This is a genomic window from Psychroserpens burtonensis DSM 12212 (assembly GCF_000425305.1).
GTDB lineage: Bacteria > Bacteroidota > Bacteroidia > Flavobacteriales > Flavobacteriaceae > Psychroserpens > Psychroserpens burtonensis.
The window spans coordinates 57,919-80,324 of record NZ_KE384348.1 but is presented as its reverse complement, the minus strand read 5'-3'; the positions used below and the strand labels follow the sequence as shown (position 1 = coordinate 80,324).

Annotated in this window: 14 protein-coding genes; 7 read left to right on the top strand and 7 right to left on the bottom strand. The window is 33.9% G+C overall.

All coding sequences use genetic code 11. From position 1 onward, the window contains the following. The 3 genes from H593_RS21080 to H593_RS0117950 form a co-directional block, all read right to left on the bottom strand. The coding region (locus H593_RS21080) for a hypothetical protein (protein ID WP_169338386.1) at positions 1-1,061 on the bottom strand (1,061 nt) is incomplete at its 3' end. Positions 1,062-1,114: 53 nt separating this feature from the next. After that, the gene (locus H593_RS20315; RefSeq protein WP_051229822.1) at positions 1,115-5,449 is read right to left on the bottom strand and encodes a beta strand repeat-containing protein; all 4,335 of its coding nucleotides are present in this window, start codon (positions 5,447-5,449) and stop codon (positions 1,115-1,117) included. Between the two features lie 1,406 nt (positions 5,450-6,855). Beyond that, positions 6,856-7,008 carry a hypothetical protein gene (locus H593_RS0117950; RefSeq protein WP_028873687.1) on the bottom strand — a complete coding sequence of 51 codons (153 nt, stop codon included), beginning with the start codon at positions 7,006-7,008 and terminating at the stop codon, positions 6,856-6,858. Between the two features lie 605 nt (positions 7,009-7,613). Here H593_RS0117950 and H593_RS0117945 point away from each other — a divergent pair. Then, positions 7,614-9,608, top strand: coding sequence for a T9SS type A sorting domain-containing protein (locus H593_RS0117945; protein ID WP_028873686.1), 1,995 nt, complete (start codon positions 7,614-7,616; stop codon positions 9,606-9,608). Positions 9,609-10,113: 505 nt separating this feature from the next. On the opposite strand, the gene H593_RS20310 is transcribed toward H593_RS0117945, so the two are convergent. Both H593_RS20310 and H593_RS0117930 read right to left on the bottom strand, forming a co-directional pair. After that, on the bottom strand, positions 10,114-12,645 hold the full coding sequence (locus H593_RS20310) for a M56 family metallopeptidase (protein ID WP_084142374.1): 2,532 nt from the start codon (positions 12,643-12,645) through the stop codon (positions 10,114-10,116). 6 nt (positions 12,646-12,651) lie between these two features. After that, positions 12,652-13,050, bottom strand: coding sequence for a BlaI/MecI/CopY family transcriptional regulator (locus tag H593_RS0117930; protein WP_028873685.1), 399 nt, complete (start codon positions 13,048-13,050; stop codon positions 12,652-12,654). Positions 13,051-13,285: 235 nt separating this feature from the next. Here H593_RS0117930 and H593_RS0117925 point away from each other — a divergent pair, with 235 nt between their 5' ends. Beyond that, a complete protein-coding gene (locus H593_RS0117925) occupies positions 13,286-14,227 on the top strand; it encodes a calcium/sodium antiporter (RefSeq protein ID WP_028873684.1) in 942 nt (313 codons plus the stop codon). Positions 14,228-14,292: 65 nt separating this feature from the next. On the opposite strand, the gene H593_RS0117920 is transcribed toward H593_RS0117925, so the two are convergent. Next, positions 14,293-15,306 carry a glutamine synthetase beta-grasp domain-containing protein gene (locus H593_RS0117920; RefSeq protein ID WP_028873683.1) on the bottom strand — a complete coding sequence of 338 codons (1,014 nt, stop codon included), beginning with the start codon at positions 15,304-15,306 and terminating at the stop codon, positions 14,293-14,295. A 189-nt stretch (positions 15,307-15,495) separates the two neighbouring features. Between H593_RS0117920 and H593_RS0117915 the strand changes: the two genes are divergently transcribed. The 4 genes from H593_RS0117915 to H593_RS0117900 all read left to right on the top strand — a co-directional run bounded on the left by H593_RS0117915 (position 15,496) and on the right by H593_RS0117900 (position 20,173). Next, complete coding sequence (locus H593_RS0117915; RefSeq protein WP_028873682.1) at positions 15,496-17,682, top strand: glutamine synthetase III family protein; 2,187 nt, start codon at positions 15,496-15,498, stop codon at positions 17,680-17,682. Positions 17,683-17,897: 215 nt separating this feature from the next. Then, a complete protein-coding gene (locus H593_RS20935) occupies positions 17,898-18,038 on the top strand; it encodes a hypothetical protein (protein ID WP_157588950.1) in 141 nt (46 codons plus the stop codon). 242 nt (positions 18,039-18,280) lie between these two features. Next, positions 18,281-18,958 carry a Curli production assembly/transport component CsgG gene (locus H593_RS0117905; RefSeq protein ID WP_157588948.1) on the top strand — a complete coding sequence of 226 codons (678 nt, stop codon included), beginning with the start codon at positions 18,281-18,283 and terminating at the stop codon, positions 18,956-18,958. Positions 18,959-18,994: 36 nt separating this feature from the next. Next, positions 18,995-20,173: an AIR synthase related protein gene (locus tag H593_RS0117900; RefSeq protein ID WP_028873680.1), complete on the top strand. Its 1,179-nt coding sequence runs from the start codon at positions 18,995-18,997 to the stop codon at positions 20,171-20,173. A gap of 731 nt (positions 20,174-20,904) precedes the next feature. Here the strand turns inward: H593_RS0117900 and H593_RS0117890 are convergent. Then, complete coding sequence (locus H593_RS0117890; protein ID WP_028873678.1) at positions 20,905-21,195, bottom strand: hypothetical protein; 291 nt, start codon at positions 21,193-21,195, stop codon at positions 20,905-20,907. A 110-nt stretch (positions 21,196-21,305) separates the two neighbouring features. Here H593_RS0117890 and prfA point away from each other — a divergent pair, with 110 nt between their 5' ends. Next, complete coding sequence (prfA, locus tag H593_RS0117885) at positions 21,306-22,382, top strand: peptide chain release factor 1 (RefSeq protein ID WP_028873677.1); 1,077 nt, start codon at positions 21,306-21,308, stop codon at positions 22,380-22,382. Positions 22,383-22,406 lie beyond the last annotated feature (24 nt).

The following is a 22,406-nucleotide window of genomic DNA, read 5'->3' as shown; positions in this document are numbered from 1 at the left end:
GAATCAATATTTACAGTCTCATCTGCTTGTCCAATCCAAGTCGTGATTGTTGTTACTTCATAATCACAGCCTTCGGCATTAGTTTCGTTAGATAATACTATTCCTGCCTCTGCTTCGATACATGTGGTCTCATTGATTGTTAGACCTGCGCCTCCTACATATGTTGTAATTGTTGTTACCTCATAAGTACAGCCTGAAGCATTAATCATTGTTACTGTTACGGCTCCTGCTTCTGCTTCGATACAAGTTATTTCATTGGTCGTCTCATCTAGCTGTCCAGTCCAAGTCGTGATTGTTGTCACTTCATAGTCACAGCCAGCTTCATTAGTCTCAGTAGTTACGATTGTTCCTGCTTCTGCTTCGATACACGAATCAATATTAACCGTCTCATTTGCTTGTCCAATCCAAGTGGTGATTGTCGTTACTTCATAGTCACAGCCTGCGTCATTAGTCTCAGTAGTTACAACTGTTCCTGCTTCTGATTCGGTACATGAATCAACATTTACAGTTTCATATTGCTGATCGCAGGTTACAGCCAAACCTGTTTGTGAATTATCATTTGAACTAATAGCATTCCCTTGGGAAGTATTTAGAGGAGGTGAAGGACAACCTTCACATAATTCAGGATTTTGGGCTGTAATATATACAATGTTCCCTAAAATTACATCGTTATCACTCACCACATTACCTCTTACAGTAAGAAAAATACTTCCAACATCAAATGAATTAAAACCTCCACCTGAATTTGTTAATTTTATTGTGTTTGCAGAACCAGTTGTTAAACTCAGTTGATTCCAACGTGTATCGGTTCCTGAAGCAATTCCTATAATTTCAGTATTGCCACCAACACTAATTGTGACTCGTAATGAATTTTGAGCTATAGTTTGGTTACCATAGTTACCAACAGTAGCACTCAAAATCCCTGTGGAACCTTCAGAAACACTTGAAGGACTCATTAAAATTCCGATTCCAGGATCTGCATTTTTTTGTGAATATCCTTTTGGAATAAACATAAATACAGTAAATAACAATAACATTAATTTATATAGAGTAGTATTCATGATCTTATTGTTTGATATTGACATTTTTTTTAGGTGATAAACTATGATCATAATTATTGAGCTTTAATAACAATGTTGTAGGTGTTATTAAAAGTCTGACTATCTTCTCCTGAACCATTTGTAATTGTAATTGTAATTGGCTGCGTAGTTTGAGTCGGTATATCTAATTCTCGCTTTACAGTAAAGCCAATAGATGAAAATGTATTTGCTTCAATTATAACACCTGGTTTTAATATCATTGTTATTATGAATGAATTTTCAGTTATTATCCAATCACTATTATTAACTTGAACACCATCATTCACATTAGAACTGGTCGTATTAGCAGCATAGGTAATAAGAAATGCACTTCCTTTTGTGATTGTAAGAACTATTTGTCCATTTGAGGACGCACCTTTAACTTCAGATATATTCACAACAAAATCTTTTGTTGATCCTGCAGCTAAAAAACCTAATTCATCAATGGCTATTGTTGGCGTAAAGTCTGGTAAGACTACGGGTGTTATTACTGTTGGCGTGTCGTTCTCCTTTGTTGTACCAGAGATATCAGTGATGTCATTTCCTTCAGGATCTTGAGCAGTAACTAAAGCCGAGTTTGATATACTTCCTGCATCAATATCATCTTGAGTAATGGTATAACTACCTAGTGCTATAGTCGCAGTACCTGGTGCTAAAGAAGTAATTGGGTTTCCATTGATTATCAATCCTACCATTGGGTCAGTTATCACGACATTAGTCAATGTAGTATCTCCGGTATTTTCAATTGTAAATATATAAGTAATTATATCTCCTAGGACACCTGTTCCACTTAAGATGGCGTTCTTAACTAATACAATGTTTGGGTTTCGTACTAAGGTTGTTACCGTTGGCGTATCATTCTCCTTTGTTGTTCCAGAGGTATCTGTTATGTCATTTCCTTCAGGATCTTGAGCAGAAGCTAAAGCCGAGTTGGTTACATTCCCTGCATCTATATCCTCTTGAGTAATGGTATATGTTCCAGTGATAGCATCGCTAGAATCTCCCACTTCCAGAGAAGCAATTGAGCTTCCAGAGATTGTCAAACCTTCCATGGGATCAGTTACTGTGATATTAGTTAAAGTAGTATCTCCTGTGTTTTCAACAGTAAAGGTATAGGTAATTAGATCACCTAGGGTTCCCGTTCCACTTACTACGGCACTCTTAACTAATGCAATGGCTGGATTCTGAATTAAGGTTGTTACGGTTGGCGTATCATTCTCTTTAGTTGTACCAGAAATATCAGTTATGTCATTTCCTTCAGGATCTTGAGCAGTAGCTAAAGCTGAGTTGGTTACACTTCCTGTGTCCATATCGGCTTGAGTAATGGTGTATGTTCCTGTGATTGTATCGCTAGAATCTCCAGGTTCCAAAGAAGCAATTGGGCTTCCAGTGATCGTCAGTCCTTCCATTGGGTCAGTGACCACGACATCAGTTAGAGTAGTTTCTCCTGTGTTTTCAACGGTAAAGGTATAGGTGATTATATCCCCCAGAGTTCCCGTTCCACTTACTATGGCACTTTTAACTAATGCAATTGCTGGTAATTTTGTTACCGTTGGTGTGTCATTTTCATTTGTTGTACCAGAGATATCAGTGATGTCATTTCCTTCAGGATCTTGAGCAGTAGCTAAAGCTGAGTTGGTTACACTTCCTGTATTAATGTCTTCTTGAGTAATCGTGTATGTACCTATGATGACATCGCTAGAGGCTCCCACTTCCAAAGAAGAAATTGGGTTTCCAGTAATAGTCAATCCTTCCATGGGATCAGTTACTGTGACATTAGTCAAAGTAGTATTACCTGTATTTTCAACGGTAAAGGTATAAGTAATTATATCTCCTAGAGTTCCCGTTCCACTTACTACGGCACTCTTAACTAATGCAATGGCTGGATTTTGAGTTAAGGTTGTTACTGTTGGCGTATCATTGTCATTTGTTGTACCAGAGATATCAGTGATGTTATTTCCTTCTGGATCTTGAGCAGTAGCTAAAGCCGAGTTGGTTACACTTCCTGTATTAATGTCTTCTTGAGTAATCGTGTATGTTCCTGTTATTGTATCGCTAGAATCTCCAGGTTCCAAAGAATCAATAGGGCTTCCAGTGATCGTCAATCCTTCCATTGGATCGGTTACCACGACATTAGTTAGAGTAGTTTCTCCTGTGTTTTCAACGGTAAAGGTATAGGTGATAATATCTCCTAGGGTTCCCGTTCCACTCACTATGGCACTTTTAACTAATGCAATTGCTGGTAATTTTGTTACTGTTGGTGTGTCATTTTCATTTGTTGTACCAGAGATATCAGTGATGTCATTTCCCTCTGGATCTTGAGCAGTAGCTAAAGCCGAGTTGGTTACACTTCCTGTATTAATATCTTCTTGAGTAATGGTGTATGTACCTGTGATTACATCGCTAGAACCTCCTACTTCTAAAAAAGTAATTGGGTTTCCAGTGATCGTCAATCCTATCATTGGGTCAGTTACTGTGACATTAGTCAAAGTCGTATTACCTGTGTTTTCAACGGTAAAGGTATAGGTAATTAGATCCCCTAGAGTTCCCGTTCCACTCACGCTTGCTATTTTTACTAATGCAATGACTGGAGTTTTGGTCAAGGGTGTTACCGTTGGTGTGTCATTGTTAATTGTTGTACCAGAGGTATCAGTGATGTTATTTCCTTCAGGATCTTGAGCAGTAGCTAAAGCGGAGTTGGTTACGCTTCCTGTGTCAATATCGGCTTGAGTAATTGTGTATGCGCCAGAGATAGCTGAGCTAGAAGCTCCTATTTCCAAAGAAGTAACTGGGCTTCCAGTGATGGTCAATCCTGACATTGGGTCAGTGACTTCGATATTAGTCAAAGTGGTATCTCCAGTATTTTCAACGGTAAAGGTATAAGTGATTACATCTCCTAGGGTTCCCGTCCCACTCACGCTTGAGGTTTTTACCAAGGCAATAGATGGATTTGAATCAACAGGATCATCAAAGCAAAGTGTGTCAGTATAAATTACACCTGTACTAAACCCAATTGCTCCACCTGTAGAAAGCATTCTTCCCTCCACACTTGTATTTGCTCCTGCGGTACAGGCTCCACCATGAGAAATAACGGTTCCTTTCATGTAAGTGAAAGTTCCTATAGAAACGGCACCAGTTGGAACTCCGGCTCCACCAAGCCAAAAAACATTACAACGCTTCGCTCCATTAGTTAAAATCACTCTTGATTGTGCTGCTACTGAAAATGCCCCTGCAAATTTAAAAACAAATATTGCATTGGGATCATCTTGACCATCTAAGGTAATAGTACCTGCTAAAGAACCGGCTCCTGCTATAAAATAAACCCCAGCATTTATCGTTTCTCCACTTCCAAAAGCTGGCGTGTGTCCAGTTTCCGTATTTGGTAAAGCCATAAGTGACTCATAAGCGTTATCTAAATCTATTACGGCTTGTGCTGTAACAGCATCTGAATTATAAAAAATTCCTGTAGTGAGGTCGCTATTTGTATGAGTTGAAGTTAAAAAACCACTTATAGCACCACCATTTGTGCCAATAGCACCAACTATTCCAGATGTCGCAGCATTTGCTACAGCACCAAAACTAGTAAAAAGTGCAAAACCCTTAAGACTTCCTAAAATATCAACAGCAGCGGCAGAAGAACAGTCACCTAAACATTTTATTGGAATGGTGCTGTTGCCAATAGGCATAATTACTTCACCACCAGCCGCAATAGTTATAGCGCCTTCAGAAGTAAGGAGTCTTCCATTTATGGTACTATTCACACCAAGAGTAACAGCTCCAGGGTGTGCAAATAAAGTTCCTTCCATAGCACTTGATGCTGCAACAGAAATGGCTCCTTGAGAAATCCAAAAAACATTAGCAGCACGTGTTCCATTACTTAAAGTGATAGTTGAACCTGCACCTACTGTAAGTGCTCCTTCAAATTTCAATATAAAAAAAGCATTAGGATCTCCTCCTCCATCAAGAGTAAGAGCACCAGCTATAGATCCAGCGCCACCTATCGAATAAACGCCAGGTGAAATAGTTTCTCCACTTCCAAAAGCAGGCAAATGAGTACTAGGTTCTGTTACAAAAACATCATCAAGATGTATGTATACCCTAAGAAGATCTATTCTAGCCTGAACGGTTGTCGGGTCATTAGTGTACGTTGAGCCAGTGTATCCGTTTGCAGAATCAAATCCGATACCGCTAATTATTCCAGCATTTGTTCCAGCATCTCCTGCAGAGGTGCCGCCATTTGTGACAGCTCCCGATCCAGCAAAAGTTCCAAAAGGTTGAAGTGTCCCTAGTTCAAGTGTTTGACTAAAACTTAGACTTGAAAAAAATAATAGTCCGATAGTTGTTAAGCTAAAAAGTAATTTTTTGTTCATTGTAATTGGTTATTAAGCGGTCTAGTTAGTAATTATACAGAGGGTCCTAAATTTCTGATTTCTTGTTATAATTAAATAATAACAACGGATCGTAATATTTTTTTTGTCACACTATCCGTGGATGAAAGTACGCTTCGATTATAAGTTATTTCTCAATTTTCGATTGATGACAAACGAAAAGCGTTGAGTTACAGTTTACTGACGATAAGCACTTTTTTTAGATTATTAGAAAAAAATCTCTTTTATTCGTGCTGTAACATTCAATTGGTAAAAAACAGCTAATTATTCCAGCGTTCCCTGCAGAGGTACCAACGTTTGTGACTGCTCCCGATCCAGCATAAATTCTAAAAGGTTGAAGTGTTCCTAGTTCAAGTGTTTGACTAAAACTTAGACTTATAAAAAATACTAGTATGAGAGTTGGCAGTCTGAAAAGTAATTTTTTGTTCATTGTAATTGGTTATTAAGCGGTCTAGTTAGTGATTATAAGGAGTGTCCTAAATTATATTTTTTAGCAATGTTTATAACCTATATTAAACAATGTGAGTTATTTGTAATGCGAACCTACATGTATTCAAGTGGTAATCAATTTTAATATCCTCTATCTACCAATTAAAGCAGCCAACGAACACTTTTATGTGATTTTGTTCGTTAAGGCACATTGTTTACAAAGTTAAAGGGATATGCTTTACACTAGATTTTTACTTAGTTTAATTGATACTTGGTTGTCTCTTATTTAATGGACTATGAAGAAATTAATTACGCTTATTATTTGTAAATATAAAACTGTTAGATATCCATTTTTTTTATCCAATTAGCAGTGGTTTATGCTAACTTATAAATTTGTTTTTAGGTATTATAGTGGGACAGACTTCTGTTGATGTAGATGACTTCCACAATTGGTGTTGCTTGAGTTAAGAGATCAGTATTGTGTGCAAATAATCAACCAGTATACAATGAATTTGCTACTTATTTAAGCGAAGTCCTTTCTAAAGAAGTGAATTGGAAATGCATACAAATTAAGTCTCCTTAAAAGGAATCTTTAAAGACTTCGAGAAGAGTTAATTTAGATTAGGAGCGTTTTGTTTTTTGTAGATGAAATTGCTCAAAAACAACAATATGCCGTATTTGACTTCTATAAGGAGATAAAATATTAGAATAATCAAATTTTGATATAAACAAAATTTGATGGATAATATCATTTGACTTATTGCTATCCGTGTTTATTATTTAACGGAGCGCTAAATATTGGTTACATACTTTTTCTTTTACTAAAAAGACTGTGCAGAAACTATTAAACTCTATATCTTTTAAAAAGGATATGTGTTAATGTATAACTGCACAGGTTTTTTAGACGATTTCTAATTTAAAAATTGAAATTATAGTTTTTGATAGTTAACTTGTATTTTCTACCCCAGAGCACGCATAGTTACATAAATTCTCCAACCAATAATGGCTAATTGAAATTTAGTGGCTTTACTGAGGTCTAGCTGTTGTTTTGAAAAACTAGGTAAGAGTGATTTATTGAGTTTGGCTAGTGCCTTAAAGAGATTCTGTTTCATACACATAAGATTGGTAGATTACTATCTAAGTGTAAAACTAAGGATTTTGAAATAGAAAGATCTTTTTAAAATGCTGTAAAACTTATTCTAGACTAAGTTTTACAGTCATGTGGTTGATTTAGTTAATCGAAAAAAGAATATCGATAATTAATTTTGCAAAATTCATCATGATTTTGGGTTTTAGAGGTTAATAATTGATTTTGATTATTGATTGAGTTTTCAATATATAGACTTAGAAACTCATTTACCCAACGTTTATAATAAATCTATGAAATTGAATATTAAATTATAATTAAAATAACGTAATTTATTTCAATATTTATATTTTTTACTTGTTATATGTTTTAAATTGAAATATAAAAGTATTATTTATGTTATTATTTGTAATAACCCAAGGGCCTTTTTTGTCCTTTTTATTTAAACCAAGGGATAATTGATCTTAAAATGATCAACTTTTGAATGTTTCGCCTTTTTATAATTTCATTTTTAAAAATTACTACGGTTGATTTTAAGTTAAAATAGAGGCTATTTTGTTAAACTTAATTTCTTAGAGCGATAATCACAAATAGAATTAAGAGTTGATTACATTTGTAAAAATTCAAAACATGAAAAAAATACTACTTTTTGCTTTATCTTTCTACGTAACGCAGTTTTCTTATGGACAAATTGTAATCAATGAATTAGATTGTGATTCACCAGGAGCAGAAAATATGGAATTCTTAGAGCTCTTGTCTGAAACTCCAAATTTCCCTTTAGATGGCTATGTTGTTGTTTTCTTCAATGGGTCCTCATCAGGGAATAACTCTAGTTATTTCACTGTTGACTTAGATGGTTTTACGACAGATATTAATGGATTATTACTCATAGGTAGTAACTCTGTAAGTCCTGTGCCTCAATTTTTAATTGCAGAAAACATTATTCAAAACGGAGCAGACGCAGTTGCTGTTTATCAAGCTAGTGATTTTGATTTTCCTGAAGAGACTATCGCTACTATTGATAATTTAGTGGATGTATTACTTTATGATACTTCAGATTCAGATGACCAAGACTTTATTGATATTTTTAGCCAAGATCCAAGATTTACCAATATTGAGCAAATTAATGAAGGAGCAGGAAATAATCCTAATTCTATCCAACGTTTCGTTGATATGGATGGTATCGTGACATACATGTCAACGACGCCAACTCCAAGAGCGTTAAACGATGGAAGTGGAGTAGTGCTTAATGGTATCATTATGGCTATCGCGCAAGAACAGTATAATGAGTTTGACGCCTTTGACATTTCTTTTACATTGGAAACTCCTGTTACACAAGAACTCAACTTTAATATTGTACTCGATAATCTTGGGTTCAATACTTCAGATTTTACGGGAAATACATCCATTACCATTCCTTTAAATCAAACTACAGCGTCCACAACAATTACATTAATAGATGATGCTGATGATGAAGGCGATGAAGTTACTAGAGTGCGTTTTGAAAGCTTACCAGCAGAATATCTAGCACTCAATAACAACTTAGAGATTCGTATTGTAGATAATGATTTTACAATGTCTAATTTTGGTACACCTTTAAACCCTACCTTCGGAAATGTAACAACGACTCAGCCTAATAGTTATTATAATTTACTTGATGGATTAGCAGATGAGGATTTGCGACAAGCGCTCCAAGATATTATAGCAAATCCAAATATTGTAAGAGCACAAACCTATGCCGATGTTTTTGATATTTTGAGAGAAGCAGATCAAAACCCACTAAACAGTAATGAGGTTTGGCTATTGTACAAAGAAATAGGACGTTCAAAATTAGACGCGCAATCGAGTTCAGATAATTTTGAAAAATGGAATAGAGAACATACGTATCCAAGATCTCGAGGAGGCTTTTTTGATATAGAAGAGGATGGGATTGCAGACGGAAAAGATATCTTTTGGACAACAAAAGCAGATTCATTACGTCATGGTAATTCCGATGCTCATGCACTTCGCGCTGCAGATGCAATAGAAAACAGTACACGTAACAATAAACATTATGGAGATCCAACTTTAGGAGGTTATGATGGACCTACAGGAACAGCAGCCAGCTTTTATGGTGATGTTGCGAGAAGTGTATTATATATGGAAATTAGATATAACGGATTGCAAGTTGTTAATGGTTATCCCGAAAATGGTACAGGAGAATTGGGAGATGTAGCAATCTTATTAGATTGGCATAGAAATGATCCACCAGATGATTATGAAATGAATCGTAATAATGTGGTGTATACATGGCAGTTTAATAGAAATCCATTTATAGATCAGCCAGATTTAGTAGAATATATTTGGGGAAATAATGTCGGACAAATATGGGATCAAGAGCTGAGTGTTTTAGAGTTCGGTTTAAATGAAATTAGTGTGTATCCAAACCCAACAACAAATACAATTAGTATCAAAGGACTTAATGCACAAGCAGATGTGCAAGTGTTTTCTATAGAAGGAAAATTGCTTAGTTCTTTTAGTTATAATGAAGACACTGCAATTGATTTAAACCTAGCAAGCGGTATCTATCTTCTATCTATTTCTTCGGAAAATAAGAAAACGGTTAAGAAGCTGATAGTGAATTAGGTGGTAGGCTAGACTAATTAAAATAAACAAACCCTTCAAGAATTTAATTTTTGAAGGGTTTTTAATAAGGAATTCTAATTACTTTTTTCAATAAGCCATTTTTGGTGTTTTCCACTATTGCTACTATTGCCACTGTTGGTGTTTTTCACCAACAGTTATTCATTTTTTGCAAGGTTCAAGTGAGATTAGTTGGTAAAAAAAAACCAACAAAGGCAAAGATTAAATAGTTATGAGGTTCTTTAAAAAAGTAAACCCTTCAGATTTCAACTTCTAAGGGGTTCTATGCTTTAATCATTTTATTCTCAAAGCTTATATTTTTCTATTGCCACTGTTGGTGTTTTTCACCAACAGTTATTCATTCTTTACGAGAGTCAAGTTAGATTTGTTGGTAAAAAAAACACCAACAAAGGCATAAGCAAACGGTTAAGAAGCCGATAGTAAATTAAACAATAGGCCAGATAACTTAAATAAGAAAACCCTCTAGAAATTAATTTCTGAAGGTTTTTTATTGTTTTGTAGTGAAATAATCACCTATTTCTCTTAGTACAAGAGAGTCATCTTTAGATTTTCCCATAAAAATATCAGGAATGCCTTTTTTTTCACCTTTCCAAGAAGCGCTCGATTTGCTGCCATTGTCGTCATTCAGTGAGATTTTTATACCTGTAATTACACCAGCTTTATTTCGTCTTACTTTTGAGAATTTGGCATCGATACCATGTTTCTTTAGTTCTTGCTTTTGCTTTTCTAAAAATGAATCTGTAGAAGTTTTCGAGATTACTAATTCTGCAGATTTTTCTCCGTTGTCACCCGTGTAATAGACTCCTGTGACTTGAGTTGTTGTCACTTTCCAAGGACTGTCTTTTTTTACTTCTATTATTTTAGATTCACTGTTTCTATTTAAATAATTTGGTGATTTTGTAATAATGATTACAGCTCCATTTTTGCCTTTTTCTCCATAGACGGCAAGTGCATTTTTACTTTTAAGTACGGTCATACTTTTTATGTTATCAGGATGTACCAATTTAAATTCTGTTGCCGACACAACTCGCTCGTCTATAATGTAAATGGGATTTTTACTTTTGTCATCGTATCCAATAATTTCCTTAGAATTATTAATGGTATATTTTTTTACAGCATCACTAAACGCTTTAGTTTTGACAATTATAACGCCATTTTTTCCTTTTTCTCCGTAAAATTTTAAAGCTTTCTCGTCCTTTAAAATATCTAATGATTCAATATTATCAGGTGTCAAACCTTTAAATTTTTTTTTGGTTACTTCTTGTGCGTCAACAATAAATATAGGCTCACTAGTGTAACTTCCCTCAGAAGTAAATTTATAAGTTGTAGCTTCGTTTGTTTTTTTATAAATCCCTTCTTCAAACTTGTTAGTAATTGAATCGTTGGGTTCGCTAATTTTATAGGTTTGAACTTCAAACGTGTCTCCAATAACCCAAGGATTTCTTTTTTTTGTTTTTACAATTACAACACCATTTTTACCACGATCTCCATATTTTTCAGTAGCCATTTTGTCTTTTAGTACAAAAACAGATTCAATGTGATCTGGATCTAGATTTTCAAATACCGCCTTTTCTACAATTTTACCGTTAAGTACAAATAATGGAGCTTTAGATTGGGTTGTCATTAGTCTTATTTTACCATTTTCTGAAGCATTGATATTTGTTTTTGTACCATCTTTACTTATCCATGATTGATTTTTTGAGTTACTATTTGTTAAAATTGAGTCTTTTTCTTTTATCAAATTATGGCCTTTTGTTTCGATAAATATCGAATCAGTTTTCTTAATAGTATATAAATTAGTTCCTGTAGATTGGACTATAGTTTCCCCATTTTCTGCCGTGTACATAAATTTACCATCTTCTTTACCTATTGTGGTCACGCTAAATGACTCATCAATTTTAAACGAAAATGGTTTTATAGGCTCTTTTCCGCTTACTTTATATTCGGTACTGTTGGATGATGATTCAAAAAAAACTTTGATTGCTGTTATTTCATTTTGACTATTTCTTTTAATGCCTTTGTAATTAAAAGTGATGCCTTTTTTTGAGAGTTGCTTTTTTGTAAGTAATAAATACTCATCAGTATTATCTTTACTAAATATGACGTTTAAGTGGTCTTGAATTTTATTTGTTACCTCATTTTCAACGGAGTCTCTATGATCAATCTCAACATAGACATCCTCAGTATTAAAACTCATCATAAAGACTCCTAATAAAGGAATTACAAAGATCATTTTAAGTTTATTAATTTTGTTTGATTTTGATTGGTGTAACATAACGATTCGTTTTTTGATTAATGAGGTGTAAAAATTATTTGTAATTGGCAATTGATTTAATTGTAAGCTTGTTCTAAGCAACACAGATTGATAACTTTTCTCGCAAAGCGAAGCATGCTGAGCTTCATGATCTGCTATAAATTCTAAGTTTTGCTGTAAGGCTCTTTTGTATAACCAAGCAATTGGATTAAACCAAAATAGAACACAAGCAATATGAGAAATCAAGGTATCCAGAGAGTGCCATTGTTTGGTGTGCACTTTCTCATGATTGATGATGTGTTCGAGTTCTTCTGCTTTAAATTGATTTGGATTATAGACTAGACGATTAAAGAATGAAAAAGGCGTAATATTTCGGTTGGTTTCAATTAACTTAAAGGAACCTAGTGATTTGGTTGTACTTGAGTTGAAAACCTTCCGAAGGGATAAAAAATTAACGATTAGTTTTCCGAAAAAAAATAAGGTGCCCGCAAAGTAGATCCAGATAGTGAGTTGCATATAATCAAATGGTTCTTCTGCGATGACTTCAGTAGCAGATACGTCATTAGTAATCAAAAAATTAGAGGTATTCGTTACCGTATATTCAATATAAATAGGAATGACAACCAACGGTATTAAACAAGCGATGATCAATCCCGAAAGTAAAAACCATCGGTTGGCTTGAAAAAAAGTTTCTTTCTGCAAAAACAATTGATAGCAGGCGTAAAAAATAAAGAGAACTGCAGATGCTTTTAATAGATATTCCATAGATATTTAGTTTTTAGGCCCTTCCTGTAGGGAAGGGTTTGGCATGCGATTCTTTTTTTCAATTAAAGCGATAATTTCTTTTAATTCATCAACACTTATTTTTTCTTCTTTAGCAAAAAAGGAGACTACATTTTTATAAGAATTATTGAAATAATTTTCAATTGCTGTAGTCATAAACCGTTCTTTATAAGCCTCTTTGTCAACAATAGGGAAGTATTGGTGTGTTTTCCCAAAGGCATTGTAGCTTACAAAACCTTTTTCTTCAAGATGCCTTATGGTTGTAGATAATGTATTATAGTGAGGTTTGTCTTCATGAATTTCTGCGAGAACATCTTTTACAAAACCCTTTTCGAGCTTCCAAAGGATGTGCATAATTTCTTCTTCTTTAGTTGTTAGTTTTTGCATCGAAAATATATTTTCGTTCCCATGGAAATGGGAATCTAATAATTAAAATTATAGTATTTTTAATAATCCCATAAATGTATAACTATTTTTATAGTTATATAACTACATATATAGTTATTTTACTAAAAATTAAGTTTTCAGGTTTGTTAATGGAGATGTTTTATCAATATTGAAATTGTACTATCTTCGCAAGACTAAAATAATGATGATTTTTAAAGTTTAGAAAAGAGATTGTATGAGTGTAGTTTGGATCATTTTGGGATTGTTATTACTAGTTATAGGAGGAGAGTTCTTAGTACGATCGTCTGTTGCTCTATCTTTTAAATTAAGTATCTCTAGGATGGTCATTGGAATGACTGTTGTAAGTTTTGCAACCTCTGCTCCTGAGTTATTGGTGAGTTTAAATGCAGCACTTACGGGTTCTCCAGCTATTGCTTTAAATAATGTTATTGGTTCTAATATTGCAAACATTGGTTTAGTTTTAGGAATTACCGCTTTGGTGAGTACTATTGTGGTAGATCCTTCCTTTTATAAGCTCAATTGGCCAGTTATGATGTTGTTTTCTATCGCGCTCTATTATTTTTTATGGAATGACAATCAGCTCATAGCTATTGAAGGCGGTATTTTATTTGTAGGACTAATCATATTTTTAGTAGTACTTATTAGGTCTGCAAAAAAGGATACTGTAGTTGAGGAGGTTGATGATAGTTTAGCAGTAGTTTCTAATTTTAAAATTGTACTATGGTTACTTATTGGTGCTGCAGCTCTTTATTTTGGGTCTGTGTGGTTGGTTGATGGCGCAAAAGATCTTGCTATTAGATTAGGGGTTAGTGATGCTGTTATTGCGGCAACTGTAATTGCTATTGGTACGAGTGTTCCAGAATTGGCAGCTTCTGTAATTGCAGCGGTTAAGAAGGAAAAAGCCTTATCATTAGGTAATTTAATTGGCTCTAACATCTTTAATATAGCTTCGGTTTTGGGATTAACGTCAATGATAAAAACGATACCGGTTACAGACGCCTCAATTTTAGATAAAGATATCTTTTGGATGTTGGCTTTTTCGGCAGTGTTAATTCCATTGATTATTATTCCGAATAAATTTCAAATATCAAGATATAAAGGTCTTTTGTTAGTCGTTGGTTATGGCGTATTTATCTTTCTAGCATTTAAATCTTAAGTATAAAAAAACGTCTTCTCTTATTATAAGAAGACGTTTTTATGAACAAAAAGAGCTTTTGAAATCTAACTTATATTAGCAGATTTAACGGTTTTAATAATACGACCTGCAATTTTGTATGGATCAGCGTTAGATGCTGGACGACGATCTTCTAACCATCCTTTCCATCCTTTCTCTACGGTAATAATAGGAATTCTAATGGACGCACCTCTATCTGAAATACCATAACTAAAGTCGTGTATAGAAGCCGTTTCGTGTAAACCAGTTAAACGCTCATCATTAAACTCACCGTAAACTGCGATATGTTCTTTAACAACAGGTCTAAAGGCTTCACATATTTTTTCATAAGTTTCTTGAGAACCACAAGTTCTTAAGACAGTATTTGAGAAGTTTGCGTGCATACCAGAACCATTCCAATCCCCTTTAACAGGTTTAGGATGGTACTCAATATAATAACCGTACTGTTCAGTCAAACGATCTAATAAATACCGTGAAATCCAAATTTCATCTCCCGCAGTTTTTGCACCTTTTGCGAACAATTGATATTCCCATTGTCCAGAAGCAACTTCTTGGTTGATTCCTTCAAAGTTTAATCCTGCTGCAATACATAAATCGGCATGCTCTTCAACAAAATTTCTACCATGGGTGTGTCTCCCACCAACAGAGCAGTAGTACATTCCTTGTGGACCAGGATAACCTCCAATAGGAAAGCCTAATGGTAATTGAGTATCGGTATCCATGATGAAGTATTCTTGCTCAAATCCAAACCAGAAATCATTATCGTCATCATCAATACTTGCCCTTCCATTGGAAATGTGAGGTGTTCCATCTGCGTTTAAAACTTCTGTCATTACTAAGTAACCGTTCTCTCTTGCTGGATCTGGATAAATAGCTACGGGTTTTAACAAGCAATCAGAAGCCCCTCCCGAGGCTTGTTTTGTAGAGCTACCGTCAAAAGACCAAATTGGACAATCTTCTAATTTTCCACTAAAATCATTTTCAACTTTAGTTTTACTTCTCATGTTTTGAGTTGGTTTATAACCATCCAACCAAATGTATTCTAGCTTTGATTTGCTCATACTGTTTTAAGATTTTAAAATTTAAAGTGCAAATATTAAATTTTTTAAGTTTATGTCAAAAAGAAATGGGTAATTTTAGATAAAATGTTATTAACAATTGATAATACCCTATTTTTTTAGGGGTTAATGTGTTTTAAAATTAAATATTGGTTAGATTTGCCCTATTAAAATGATAAAACGATAATTATTATGGCAACGCTTAGATTTCATGCACTTAAACAGGTTCACCGTCACAAACCTATTCATATTGAAGAAAAAGTTAGACGTTCGGAGATTTTTGGGGCCAATGTCTTCAATGAAACTACGATGCGCCAATACTTAACTAAAGAAGCTTTCCAAAGTGTAATGGATGCTATTAGTAAGGGGTCAAAGATTGATAGATCTATTGCCGATCATATTTCTACAGGAATGAAAGAATGGGCAATTTCAAAAAACGCAACACATTATACCCATTGGTTTCAGCCCTTGACTGGTGCGACTGCAGAAAAGCATGATGCTTTTTTTGAAACTATAGGAAGTGGTTTGGCTATTGAGAAATTTGAAGGCGGACAACTCGTACAACAAGAGCCTGATGCGTCTAGTTTTCCAAATGGCGGAATTAGAAATACCTTTGAAGCACGTGGTTATACGGCTTGGGATCCAACATCTCCTGCTTTTATATACGGAACAACTTTATGTATACCAACAGTATTTGTAGCTTATACTGGAGAAGCTTTAGATTATAAAACACCTTTATTACGAGCGCTTCAAGCTGTAGATTCTGCCGCAGTTGCTGTTTGTAAGTATTTTGATAAAAATGTAAAAAAAGTGAATGCGTCTCTTGGTTGGGAACAGGAATACTTTTTAATAGATAGTGGTTTGGCAATGTCTAGGCCAGATATAGTACTAACAGGTCGTACACTTTTAGGACACTCTGCGGCTAAAGGACAACAGTTAGATGATCATTATTTTGGTACGATTCCAAATCGAGCTATGGCATTTATGCGCGATTTAGAAACAGAGTCGATGTTGTTGGGGATTCCGGTAAAAACAAGACATAATGAGGTGGCGCCAAATCAATTTGAACTTGCTCCAATTTATGAAGAAGCTAATTTGGCAGTAGATCACAATTCATTACTTATGGATGTGATGGATAAAATTGCAGGACGACATAATTTCAAAGTATTATTTCATGAAAAACCATTTGCTGGTGTCAATGGGTCTGGAAAGCATAATAATTGGAGTCTGAGTACGAACACAGGTATTAACTTATTGAGTCCAGGAAAAACACCGATGAGTAATTTACAATTTTTGACCTTTTTCATCAATACCATTAAAGCAGTTTATGATAACGAAGAATTATTAAGAGCTTCAATAGCATCTGCAAGTAATGATCATCGCTTGGGAGCAAATGAAGCGCCTCCTGCAATAATTTCTGTGTTTATAGGAGCGCAATTAACTAAAGTACTCAATGAACTAGAAAACGTGACCGATGGTAAATTGTCTCCGCAAGAGAAAACAGACTTAAAACTTAATGTAGTTGGTAAAATCCCAGATGTATTATTAGATAATACAGATAGAAATCGTACATCACCATTTGCCTTTACAGGTAACAAATTTGAGTTTAGAGCGGTAGGTTCTACAGCAAATTGTGCTAACCCTATGACTGTTTTAAATTCAATTGTAGCTCAACAGCTTATAGATTTTAGAGAGGAAGTAGAGGGGTTAATTAGTGAAAAAACAATGAAGAAGGATGACGCTATCTTTAATGTCTTAAGAGAATATATAAAAGCATCTAAGAATATTCTTTTTGAAGGCAATGGATATGGAGATGAGTGGGAGAAAGAGGCTAAAAAGCGAGGTTTGAGTAATAATAAGACAACTCCAGAAGCTTTAAAAGCTAAAGTGTCTAAAAAAGCGATTCGTCTTTTTGAGGAATTAGGAGTCATGAATAAAGTAGAATCTGAAGCGCGATATGAAATAGAAGTAGAGGAGTATGCTTTAAGAATTCAAATTGAAGGACGTGTTTTAGCAGACATTGCTAGAAATCATGTCGTACCAACAGCGGTTAAATATCAAAACATCTTAATAGAAAATGTTAAAGGGCTTAAAGAAATCTATGGAGCGTCATTTAAAAAATTAGCTAAAGAACAACTTAATCTTATTGAGCAAATCTCTAGTCATATAGAGGGTATTAATTCTAAAGTAACTAAGATGACTGACGAACGTAAAAAAGCTAATACTGTTGAGAATTTAGAGAAGAAAGCACATCTATATTGTAATAAAGTAAAACCACTTTTTGAAGATATACGATATCATTGTGATAAATTAGAATTGTTGGTTGATGATGAGTTATGGCCTTTGACTAAATATAGGGAATTACTATTTACATACTAGTGTCTATATCGCGGAATAAATTAGTTTAATTAGTCAATTAAATGTTGCGAAAATATTAGTTAAGTACGTGTGAATAGGCATAGTTACCTATATTGTATGGGTTAAAATGTATTTCAACGAATTATTATATCAACTAATCGAAAATATAGTTAAAGGTTCATTGACGCTGCTCTTATTGGTTATATTTGTTATGCTATTAATCAATTTTTGTAATAATGAAAAAGTTACTATTAAGTGTTGCGGCACTTATGTTTGCTACATTGTTGTTCTCTCAAGACGACTCAAATGATATTAAAGATGACTTATCTCAGGATAATATCGTTAAAACTGATGCGAGATTTCATTCAGAATCTTAGAAGATTTTATTAGCTAACAGAAAAAAGTTTGACATTGTATTCAATGTTAAAAAGACAAATAAATTTTAAAAAATTTATTTGTCTTTTTTTTTTATCTAAAATTAAATTTATTAAAAATATAACTCATTGCTAATTAATTTTTATATTACCAGCCTTTAAGTCTTATTCGAGCATTAAAAGTCCCAAATTGTTTGAACCTAAACCCCTTTTGTTATTGGTATATGTAACCAAAACAAAATTTGATGATAGCACAACAAACACGTCACAGTTTATTAATCTTAGTAGTTTGTTTAATTGTTCAAAAGTCATTCTGTCAAGAACAAATTGAGACTCCAGAACTTAAAACAGAATTTTATAATTTAAGAGGTACTAATGCTTTTGATGTTGCCTTGGGAACATCTGTTATAAATGGAGATTTAGTAGATCCTCAATTTGAAATTTATAGTCATTTCGGATATAAAAGACATTTAACACCGCACTTGGCCTTAGATTTTGGATATCATAAATTTAATTTGGCCTATATTGATCTGTATAATGAAGGGTTTATGTCATTTGATATAAACATAGAGTTATTACTTAGTCCTCATCAGAGATTCTCACCATTTATTTTTATGGGAGCAGGTTATAATGCTTCTAATCACTTTAAAGAAACGGCCAATAAATTACAAGGTGGAGCAGGTTTAGAGTGTGTCGTATCAAATCAGTTTGCAGTGAAATTATATACAGATTATAATTATATAGGAAGTGATACACTCGATGGTTTAGAGGCTGGAGGTGGAGATGATACGTACTTTAGAATTGCATTTGGAGTTAATTTTTATTTTGGAGGAGCAGATGTCAAAGCAAAACGTGCTAAAGGTAATGCTACAGTGATTGAAACAAATTCCTTAACTGATGATAAAAATAGACCTAAATTGTAGTTAACAATTCTTATTTTTGTTGCTCAACATAAACCTATGAGTCAAGATATTAGCAAACGCTACGCACAACGAGGAGTTTCTGCTTCAAAAGAAGACGTGCATAATGCCATTAAGAATATAGATAAAGGCTTGTTTCCTAAAGCGTTTTGTAAGATTGTTCCAGATTATTTAACTAATAATGATGACTATTGCTTGATTATGCATGCGGATGGGGCAGGAACAAAAAGTGCATTGGCTTATATGTATTGGAAAGAAACTGGTGATATTTCTGTCTGGAAAGGTATTGCTCAAGATGCACTCATCATGAATATCGATGATTTACTATGTGTAGGAGCAACAGATAACATCATGTTATCTTCGACCATAGGTCGCAACAAAAACTTAATTACGGGAGACGTTCTTTCGGCAATTATAAACGGGACAGAAGAACTCATAAAAGATTTAAAAACGTTTGGCGTGACTATTCATTCCACTGGAGGTGAAACCGCAGATGTTGGCGATTTAGTGCGCACTATTATAGTGGACTCGACAGTAACCGCTCGTATGAAACGAAGCGATGTTATTGATAATGCCAATATAAAACCTGGTGATGTTATTGTTGGGCTAGAGAGTTTTGGTCAAGCTACTTATGAAACGGAGTATAATGGTGGTATGGGAAGTAACGGTTTGACTTCTGCTCGTCACGATGTGTTTCATAATTATTTAGCTGAAAAATATCCTGAAAGTTTTGATGCCTCTGTTCCAAAAGATTTAGTGTATTCTGGGCAAACCAAATTAACAGACGCAGTTGAAAATTCGCCTATTGATGCTGGTAAACTCGTGTTGTCGCCAACAAGAACCTATGCGCCAATTATAAAAGCCATACTCTCTAAGTTTTCTTCGGAAAGTTTACATGGCATGATACATTGTTCTGGTGGAGCACAAACTAAGATTTTACACTTTATTGATAATTTACATATTGTAAAAGATAATATGTTTGATGTACCACCTTTATTTAAATTAATTCAAGAGCAGTCTAATACAGATTGGAAAGAGATGTATCAGGTGTTTAACTGTGGTCATCGTATGGAACTTTATGTGACTCCAGACGTGGCTGAAGATATTATTAAGATTTCTAAATCATTTCATGTAGATGCCAAAATTATTGGTCGCGTAATTCCTTCCGAAGAGAAAAAACTTACGATTAAAAGTGTTTACGGAGTATTTGAATATTAGTACTTTGAAATTGGACTTACTTAATCGCAATAAGGGCATAAACTGGTCTTCATTTATAATATTTGTAATTGCTCTATTACTAGTCAATATAATGTTTTCGCTATTTTTGGAAACTCAGGGTTTGAGACTCGTTAGAGTTATAACAACCCTTGTGTTTTTTTTTGGTGGCTATTGACGTTTGAACTCAGACAAAAACTATTTTTCGCACTTTTGTTTTTATTAATAGTATTCTCCTATATAGGAATATTATTCTTTGAAAATAAATGGTTTTGCCTTTTGAGATTTGTCTCATTTATAATCTTGAATGTGCTTTTAAGCATTCATGTTTTTAAAAAGTCATATTTAAAAGAACTCAAGCCTTTTTCAATAGTTACAATTTTAGTGCTTTTAGTATCCTTGTTTTTTTTATAGTTTAACTTAAGTAGTCTATTAGATTTTAATAAGTTTGGAGGGTTTTTGTTTGAGATTTTATTTATTATATATGCGTTTGCTTTACTTGTTTTAGTCATTTGTTCGGTATTAAATAGTCTTAATGATTATACGAAACAATCTGATGTTTTCTTTGGGTTAGTTGTAAGCTTTTTATTATCTTCTATTTTATTAGTAATAGCGTATTATCAAGGGTATCATTTAGCGATGCAATTTGAACGACTTTTTCAAATATTGGCAATGGCCTTACTATTATATTATAGTTTTTTAAATTCTAAAACTGCAAAAGTGTTTTAGAACCTTTATGTAAAGCCTTTTATTAAGATAAGAAACACTGTTGTTAATAATCCGTCAAATAGATAGATTACAGTAAAGAACTTTATATTAGAAACACCACTAATTCTATAAAAACGTAACCGCTGTCTAACCTTTCTATCACTAATCATAAACCATAACACAAATATCAAAAACAACTTTATTGATAATGCTAATATGAGTTCAGGGTTTATAATTGTTACCGCAAGAGTAACAATAAATGACCAAAACGCCATAGATTTGTAATAGTTGAAAATAAATAAGACTTGCTTTTGCATACGAGGATAACGTTAAATTTATAGAGATTATTTTTCATGATAGTAACAAATTATTCACTATTAAAAATCCATAAATTATCGTATTTTTGAAACACAATTTTTAGAAGAAGATGTTAGAGAAATTACAAATAGTAAAACAACGTTTTGATGAGGTGAGTGATTTGATCATTCAGCCAGACATTATAACAGATCAGAAGCGTTATGTTGCCCTAAATAAAGAATATAAGGACTTACGCTTATTAATGGATAAGCGTGAAGAATATATAGAGTTTATAGACAACTTGAAGGAAGCTGAAGAAATCATTTCTAATAGTAGTGATCCAGAAATGATCGAAATGGCAAAAATGCAATACGACGAAGCTAAAGAGGGGATTCCAAAATTGGATGATGCCATTAGAGTTATGTTAATCCCTAAAGACCCTGAAGATTCTAAAAATGCAGTAGTCGAATTACGCGCAGGAACTGGTGGAGATGAAGCCAGTATCTTTGCAGGTGATTTGTATAGAATGTATACAAAATATTGTGAAAGTAGAGGCTGGAAAGTTGATACTGTAGATTACAGTGAAGGAACAAATGGTGGCTTTAAAGAGATCCAATTTGAAGTTACTGGTGATGATGTTTATGGAATTTTAAAATTTGAAGCAGGCGTGCATCGTGTTCAACGCGTGCCGCAAACAGAAACTCAAGGACGCGTGCATACCAGTGCTGCGACATGTATGGTGTTTCCTGAAGCTGAAGAATTTGACGTAGAAATCAATCCAAAGGATGTGCGTATTGACTTCTTCTGTTCATCTGGTCCAGGGGGACAGTCGGTAAATACGACGTATTCTGCAGTTCGATTAACGCATGAACCTACTGGATTAGTAGCACAGTGTCAAGACCAAAAGTCACAACATAAAAATAAAGAGAAAGCGTTTAAAGTATTACGTTCTCGTTTGTATGAAATGGAATTGGCAAAAAAGAATGCTGCTGATGCTGAGAAACGTGGTTCTATGGTAAGTTCTGGAGATAGAAGTGCTAAGATTAGAACCTATAATTATTCACAAGGGCGAGTGACAGATCATAGAATTGGATTGACACTTTATGATTTGCAGAATATCATGAATGGTGACATTCAAAAAATACTAGACGAACTCATGCTAGCAGAAAATACTGAGAAGTTAAAAGCTAGTGACGAACATATATAATATTTAGAGCCTCTTAAACTGGAG

Bases quoted from the DNA above. Each gene is read 5' to 3' on its own strand.
- H593_RS0117950 (WP_028873687.1), bottom strand. From the start codon at position 7,008: ATGAAACAGAATCTCTTTAAGGCACTAGCCAAACTCAATAAATCACTC.
- H593_RS20315 (WP_051229822.1), bottom strand. From the start codon at position 5,449: ATGAACAAAAAATTACTTTTTAGCTTAACAACTATCGGACTATTATTT.
- H593_RS0117925 (WP_028873684.1), top strand. From the start codon at position 13,286: ATGAGTGTAGTTTGGATCATTTTGGGATTGTTATTACTAGTTATAGGA.
- H593_RS20310 (WP_084142374.1), bottom strand. From the start codon at position 12,645: ATGGAATATCTATTAAAAGCATCTGCAGTTCTCTTTATTTTTTACGCC.
- H593_RS0117915 (WP_028873682.1), top strand. From the start codon at position 15,496: ATGGCAACGCTTAGATTTCATGCACTTAAACAGGTTCACCGTCACAAA.
- H593_RS20935 (WP_157588950.1), top strand. From the start codon at position 17,898: ATGAAAAAGTTACTATTAAGTGTTGCGGCACTTATGTTTGCTACATTG.
- H593_RS0117945 (WP_028873686.1), top strand. From the start codon at position 7,614: ATGAAAAAAATACTACTTTTTGCTTTATCTTTCTACGTAACGCAGTTT.
- H593_RS0117905 (WP_157588948.1), top strand. From the start codon at position 18,281: ATGATAGCACAACAAACACGTCACAGTTTATTAATCTTAGTAGTTTGT.
- prfA (WP_028873677.1), top strand. From the start codon at position 21,306: ATGTTAGAGAAATTACAAATAGTAAAACAACGTTTTGATGAGGTGAGT.
- H593_RS0117930 (WP_028873685.1), bottom strand. From the start codon at position 13,050: ATGCAAAAACTAACAACTAAAGAAGAAGAAATTATGCACATCCTTTGG.
- H593_RS0117890 (WP_028873678.1), bottom strand. From the start codon at position 21,195: ATGCAAAAGCAAGTCTTATTTATTTTCAACTATTACAAATCTATGGCG.
- H593_RS0117920 (WP_028873683.1), bottom strand. From the start codon at position 15,306: ATGAGCAAATCAAAGCTAGAATACATTTGGTTGGATGGTTATAAACCA.
- H593_RS0117900 (WP_028873680.1), top strand. From the start codon at position 18,995: ATGAGTCAAGATATTAGCAAACGCTACGCACAACGAGGAGTTTCTGCT.